Origin of the sequence: Aeromicrobium sp. CnD17-E, from assembly GCF_024124745.1 — a bacterium.
Lineage (GTDB): Bacteria > Actinomycetota > Actinomycetes > Propionibacteriales > Nocardioidaceae > Aeromicrobium.
In genome coordinates this window covers 1-6,402 of sequence record NZ_JAMXRU010000144.1, presented here as the reverse complement: position 1 = coordinate 6,402, position 6,402 = coordinate 1, and the positions used below count along the sequence as shown (strand labels likewise).

Here is a 6,402-nt window from a genome sequence, read left to right as displayed (position 1 = left end):
CGCCGAGGCCGTGCTGCTCTGCCGCCCGTCGCCCGGCACCCCCGCCGAGGCTGTGCTGCTCTGCCGCCCGTCGCCCGGCACCCCCGCCGGGTGCCGGTCGTCAGGAGGCGACGGGCGGCACCTCGGCGGGTGCCTGGGTGTCCACCTCGCCGTACGCCACACCGGCGGCCCACACGAGCAGCACCGTCACGACCCAGGCCACCGGGCCGTGCAGGTCGAAGCCGTCGCCGGGCACGAGCGCGTCGGTGAGCACCAGGGCCACCGCCGTGAGCACCAGGCCGCCGAGCACCGCCGACGGGCGCGCGAGCCGCGGCGCGAGGGTCGCCGTCGCACGACGCAGTGCCACGGCCAGGACCGTGAAGACGAGCACCGCCACGAGCAGCCCGCCGAGCCGGACGGAGAACCCGTCGAGGAGGGCCGCGGCGAGACCGAGCGACGCGACGTTCGCGAGCGCCGCGAAGCCGAGGGACCGGAGGATCGACAGCATGTCGAGCAGTATCGCCGACCCGCTCCGACGTCCCGGCGCCGGTGCCCCGCCGTCGTCACCTGCAGGCGACGACGGCGAGGCAGCCGGGCTCAGCCGAGCCGGAAGTAGTGCGACTTCAGGCCGAGCGCGAAGCGCAGGTCGGGTCCGGAGACCGTCTGCGTTCCCTTCGAGCCCGTGAGCCGGATCGAGACGACCCGACCCTTCCAGTCGCCCGTCCCGTCACGCTGCGTGACCGTCAGGCTGCGCAGCGTGCCGACCTTCGGGAACGCCCGCTCGATGGTCGAGGCCTTCACCACGACCCGCCACGACCGGTTCGCGTTGCCCGACCAGCCGTCGAACGGGTCGAGGTGCGCCTTCAGGTACGGCGCGCTGCCGGGCGCCGACGCGCCGCCCGAGGAGGACGAGTACTGCGTCAGCGCCGGCTTGCCCTGGTAGGTGAGGATCGAGCCACGCGTCGCCGCGACGGCCTTGTCGGTGTTGGCGGTCTCCCCGCTCAGGCCCTTGAACACCTGGCAGGAGGTCGTGTCGCACACGTCGTAGTACCGCGACGGCATGAGCGTGCGCACCGCGTAGGTCCGCGCGGCGACGGCCTGCGCCTTCAGGGCCTCCTGCTGCCAGCTCGACGGCATCTCCGAGGCCACGACCCCACGGGTGTAGTCGTCGAGCGACAGCACGTTGACCGTCTTGCGCTCCTTCGAGCCCGACGCGGGCAGCGCCGACCGGATCGCCGTGCGGTACTCGCGCACCGAGCCGTTCGGCAGGACGAGTCCGAGCGACGAGGCCTCGAACTGGGCGGAGCCGCGCCAGATCCGGTCGCGGAAGACCCGCCAGTGCGACCCGGCCCGGTACTCCAGCACCGACTTCGTCGCGTCGGCCGTGCTGACGCGGATGCGCCAGTTGGTGATCGGCGTGCCCGACGACGACGTCGGCAACGTGGTGCCGCTGCTGGAGGCGAGGGTGCGGAAGACCAGCCCGGACCGCGCGCGGACCGTGACCGTCGACGACGTCGCGTCACCCACGAGCACGCGGATCGAGCCGCTGCGCTGCGCCAGCGACGTGCCAGGGTAGTAGGACGCCAGGATCTGCTTGAACGTCTTGCCCTGCCGCGCCGCGCCCTGGGCACCGTACTGGCTCATGCCGATCCCGTGGCCGAAGCCGCGTCCGCTGATGACGACCGACCGGTCGCTCGGCACGGTCAGCTGGTCCGGGCTCGAGCCGTTCTTGTACCAGGTGCTCACGGCGCGCGAGCCCTCCGAGTACTCCATGTACCCCTTCGCGAACGTCACCCGCTGGTAGCCGGTGCGGTCGCGCAGCACGGTCGAGGTCGGGGCGCCGAGCGGGCCCGAGGTGCCCTTGACGGTCTTGTAGGACTCGAAGATCGGGCCGTAGATGGCGTACGCCTTCGTCGCCGAGCCGGTGCCGACGATGTAGACGCTGCCCTTCTGGAAGCGCTGGTACTTGACGTTGGCGTCACCGGTGCTGCTGCGGCTGCTGATCGGGAAGCCGAGGCGTCCGCCCTGCTCGCCCGTGCGGTGCCACTCGCGGCGCACGACGCTGGTCACCGAGAACGCACCGGCGGCCTTCGTCCAGAGCAGGTCCATGTTCTGGTAGATCGCCCGGCGCTGGACCGAGTTGCCCCACTCCTTGCGCACGAGCTTGCCCAGCTTCTCGCTGCCGATCGCGGCGGCGAGGGACTTGATGTCCTTGCCCGACGTCGGCGTGGTCGTGGGCGGCGTCGGGGTGCTCGGCGTCGACGACGACCCGGCGAGACGTCGGGCCACCTCCTGGCGCAGACCGGTGGAGCCGGACGACGTCACCCAGGCGTAGGCGGCGGCACCGGGGCACTCGGTCGACAGGACGTCACGGTGGCCGACGATGCGGTTCAGCCGCAGGCCGCCGAGCGTGTAGGTGCCCGTGGCCTTGAGCTTGGCCAGCGAGAAGCGCCACGCGACGAGGTCGGCGACGGCCTTCTTCGTGGCGGCGGTCGGCGCGACCTTGGAGTAGGTGCCCATCATCGAGATGCCCACCGTGCGCTCGTTGACCGGACCGTTGCCGGAGTGGGCGGCGCGGACCTGCTTGGCGATGCCGCCGCGTCGTCCCTCGAAGATCTGGCCGTACTTGTCGACCAGGAAGTTGTAGCCGATGTCGCACCAGCCCCGCGCGCCCGTGTGGTACGCCTGCGTCGCCCGGACGATGCCGGCCGACTGGGCCTTCGTGTAGTCGTTGTTGCCTGCCGTGTGGTGGATGACCGCGCCCAGCGTCGAGGCGCCGTAGACCGGCGCGGAGCACTCGTTGCCCTTCGTCGGGCCCTTCGCCCCCCAGGAGGAGCGCGAGATGATCTTCGGCTGGCCGACGGTCGCGGCGGCCGGGGCGACGTCGCTGCCGCGGCCCGGGTCGATGGTGGCGACCTTCAGGTCCGCCGGGCGCTCGCCGCTGGGCGACGTGACGCGCACGGCGACACCGTCGGCGGACCCGACCCACAGCGGGTCCGTCCCGGCGCGCCCGACCTCGGGCCCGGCGTCGGCCTCGGCGTCACGGTCGGTGTCGAGCGTCTGGAACGCACCCCACGTGCCGTTCTTGCGCAGCGCGACCTTCACGTCGAAGTCCTCGCCGCCGCGTGCCCAGGTGACACCGACCATCGAGAACGGGCGCACGGTCGTGCGCGGCAGGGTGGCGACCTCGTCGGTCCCATCCTTCTCGGGCCCAGACTTCTGGGGCCCAGCCTTGTCGGGCGCCGTCGTCGCCGGCGGGACGGCCTGCTGGCGGACCTCGCTGCGCTCGGGCGTGGAGGGGCTGGGCGACGGCGTCGCCGGTGCCGCGGAGGCCGCGGGGACGTCAGGGGCCTGCGTCGCCGGGACGTCGAGCTCGTGCAGCGTGGCCGGTCGCGGAGCCGCCGCCTGCGACGTCTGGGTCGGGGCGGTGTCGGGCGTGGCGATGAGGGCGGACACCGCGACGGCGGTGACGACGGCGAACGGGAAGGCTCGCCGGACCAGGGTCCAGAAGCGCATGTGGGGAAGTCCGATCCTGTGACTCATGGGGCGGATGTGACGATGGTGCTGGGCTACTGCATCACACATCCGGCGCGATATCCACCGGAGTCGACGAACTACACGCCTGTCATTTCCGCAGGTCAGCGCGGGTGCAGGCTGCGTGCAGCCTCGGCCACGGACCCCGACATCGAGGGGTACACGGTGAAGGCGTCAGCGACCTGGTCGACGGTCAGCGAGGCGGACACCGCGAGCGAGACGGCGTGGATGAGCTCGCTGGCCCGTGGGCCGACGACGACGCCACCCACGACCACGCCCATCCCCCGGCGGGAGAACAGCTTCACGAAGCCGTGCCGCACGCCCTGCATCTTCGCGCGGGCGTTCGTCGCGAGCGGGAGCATGACGACGTCGACGTGCAGCCCGGCCTCGTCGATGGCTCGCTGGGACAGGCCCACCGTGGCGATCTCCGGGGACGTGAAGATGTTGCTCGAGACCTTCTGCAGGTCCAGCGGGTGCACGGCGTCGCCGAGCAGGTGGGCGACGGCGATCCGCCCCTGCTGCGCCGCCACGGAGGCCAGCATGAGCACGCCCGTGCAGTCGCCGGCCGCGTAGACACCCGGCACGCTCGTGCGCGACACGCGGTCGACACGCACGAAGCCGGCGTCGTCGAGCGCGACGCCCACGTCCTCGAGGCCGAGGTCGACGGTGTTGGGGATGGAGCCGAGCGCGAGCAGGCAGTGCGACCCGACGACCTCGCGACCGTCGGTCAGCGTGACGACCACCTGGTCGCCCTCGCGACGCACGGAGGCCATGCGCGACTGGCCCATGACGGTCATGCCGCGCTCGCGGAAGACGTCCTCGATGAGCTCCGCGGCGTCCTCGTCCTCGCCCGGGAGCACGCGGTCGCGGCTCGAGACGAGCGTGACGTGCGCGTCGAGGCCGTTGTAGGCGCTCGCGAACTCGGCCCCGGTGACACCGGAGCCGACGACGATCATGTGCTCGGGGATCTCGCGCAGGGCGTAGACCTGCTCCCAGGTGAGGATGCGCTCGCCGTCGGGGAGCGCGTCGGGGCTGACCCGCGGGTGCGCGCCCGTCGCGAGGATCACGGCGTCGGCCTCGACGACCCGGGTCGCGCCGCTCGCCTCCTGGCCCGACGAGGACGCCTCGACGACCTCGACCTCGCGGGCCGAGAGCAGACGGGCGGTGCCGCGGACGACCTCGATGCCCTCGCGGTCGAGCCGGCCCGCGATGTCGGCCGACTGCGCCAGCGCGAGTCGCAGCACGCGGTCGTTCACCGCCGCCAGGTCGGCACGCACGTCACGGGGCACCTCGACGCCGAGCTCGGCGGACGACTCGACCTCGGTCAGGAGGTCGGACGTCGCGATGAGCGTCTTGCTGGGCACGCAGTCGGTGAGGACGGTCGAGCCGCCGAGCCCGTCGCGCTCCACCACGGTGACCTGCGCCCCGAGTCGCGCGGCGACGAGAGCCGCCTCGTAGCCGCCAGGTCCGCCTCCGATGATCACCACGTGCGTCACGTCGCCATCCTCTCACCGCGAGGGCCCCGGACGGCAGCCGGGCGCGCGGGCCGACGGCTCCCGCACCCCCCTGGTCATACTGAGGTTAGCCTTACTATGCTGAGGCAAACCTGAGTAAGCCAAGCCTTGCCTCATGACGTTCGAGACGGGCGCGATCGAGAGGTGTGCCCCCGGTGCCCCAACCCCACCCGACCGCCCACCCGACCGCCGAGCCGACCGCCGAGCCGACCCCAGGGCCCACCGCCACCCCCCTGACGCGGACTCCGACGGCGCGGCGACGCCTGCTCGCGCTCGCCGTCGTCGCACTCCTGCTGTCGTCGTGCGGGCTCCGGCCGGGCGGGCACGACGACGCAGGCGACGACGTCGCGACGCCGCCGCTCAGCGAGGCGAAGGTGCTCGACGACCCGCGCTCGTGGGAGGGGGCGGTGCACGCGGCGCTGCCCGACGAGCCGGTGGACCCGGTGGCGGACTCCCCCACCCAGACCCTGCCGGTCACCCTCACCGACTCCCAGGGCACGCGCGTCACGGTCACCGACACGAGCCGCGTGCTCGCGCTCGACATCTACGGCACGCTCTCGCGCACGGTCTACGAGCTCGGCCTGGGCGACTGTCTCGTCGGGCGCGACATCTCCACCCAGTTCGACGAGGCCGAGGACCTGCCGCTCGTCACCAGCAACGGGCACGACCTCAACGCCGAGGCGATCCTCGAGCTCGATCCGACGCTGATCATCACCGACACCTCGCTCGGACCGTGGGACGTGGTGCTGCAGATGCGTGACGCGGGGATCCCCGTGGTGGTCGTCGACAGCACCCGCAGCGTCGACAACGTCGGCAGCCTCACCCAGGAGGTGGCGCGGGCGCTCGGCGTCCCCGACGTCGGGCGCCGGCTCGCGGACCGCCTGGAGAAGCAGACCCGCTCGGCCCTGGCCGAGATCGCCGCCGTGGCGCCGAAGCGGGTGCAGGACAAGCCCCGCATGGTCTTCCTCTACGTCCGCGGCCAGGCCGGCGTCTACTACATGTTCGGCGAGGGCTCGGGTGCCGACACCCTGATCACAGCGCTCGGCGGCTACGACGTGGCCGGCGAGATCGGCTGGAACGGCATGAAGCCCGTGACCGACGAGGGCATCATCGACGCGCAGCCCGACGTCGTCCTCATGATGACCAAGGGCCTGGAGTCCGTCGACGGCGTCGACGGACTCCTCGAGCGCCTTCCCGCGCTCGCGCAGACGCCGGCCGGCCAGAAGCGCCGGATCGTCGACATGTCCGACGCGCAGATCCTCGGCTACGGCCCGCGGACGGCCGCCGTGCTGGAGGCGCTCGCCGTGGCCGTCTACGCACCGGGCTCCGCCGCGCCCTCGGCCGGGGAGCGCCGGTGACCGCCGTCGCCGGGCGG

At 72.7% G+C, this 6,402-nt stretch carries 4 protein-coding genes; 1 reads left to right on the top strand and 3 read right to left on the bottom strand.

Annotated features, from left to right (window positions below; translation table 11 throughout):
• Window positions 1-100 precede the first annotated feature (100 nt).
• From NH339_RS16945 to NH339_RS16935, 3 genes are all read right to left on the bottom strand, one after another.
• Complete coding sequence (locus tag NH339_RS16945) at window positions 101-487, bottom strand: phage holin family protein (protein WP_067855397.1); 387 nt, start codon at window positions 485-487, stop codon at window positions 101-103.
• A gap of 89 nt (window positions 488-576) precedes the next feature.
• Window positions 577-3,522, bottom strand: a complete 2,946-nt coding sequence (locus NH339_RS16940; RefSeq protein ID WP_253027182.1) for a SpoIID/LytB domain-containing protein — start codon at window positions 3,520-3,522, stop codon at window positions 577-579.
• Between the two features lie 95 nt (window positions 3,523-3,617).
• Window positions 3,618-5,009, bottom strand: coding sequence for an NAD(P)H-quinone dehydrogenase (locus tag NH339_RS16935; RefSeq protein WP_253027181.1), 1,392 nt, complete (start codon window positions 5,007-5,009; stop codon window positions 3,618-3,620).
• A 173-nt stretch (window positions 5,010-5,182) separates the two neighbouring features.
• Here NH339_RS16935 and NH339_RS16930 point away from each other — a divergent pair, with 173 nt between their 5' ends.
• Complete coding sequence (locus tag NH339_RS16930) at window positions 5,183-6,385, top strand: ABC transporter substrate-binding protein (RefSeq protein ID WP_308207100.1); 1,203 nt, start codon at window positions 5,183-5,185, stop codon at window positions 6,383-6,385.
• Window positions 6,386-6,402: the final 17 nt, after the last annotated feature.

What these genes read in the sequence shown, in the direction of transcription:
- NH339_RS16945 (WP_067855397.1), bottom strand. Translation starts at nt 487, where the DNA reads ATGCTGTCGATCCTCCGGTCCCTCGGCTTCGCGGCGCTCGCGAACGTC.
- NH339_RS16940 (WP_253027182.1), bottom strand. Translation starts at nt 3,522, where the DNA reads ATGAGTCACAGGATCGGACTTCCCCACATGCGCTTCTGGACCCTGGTC.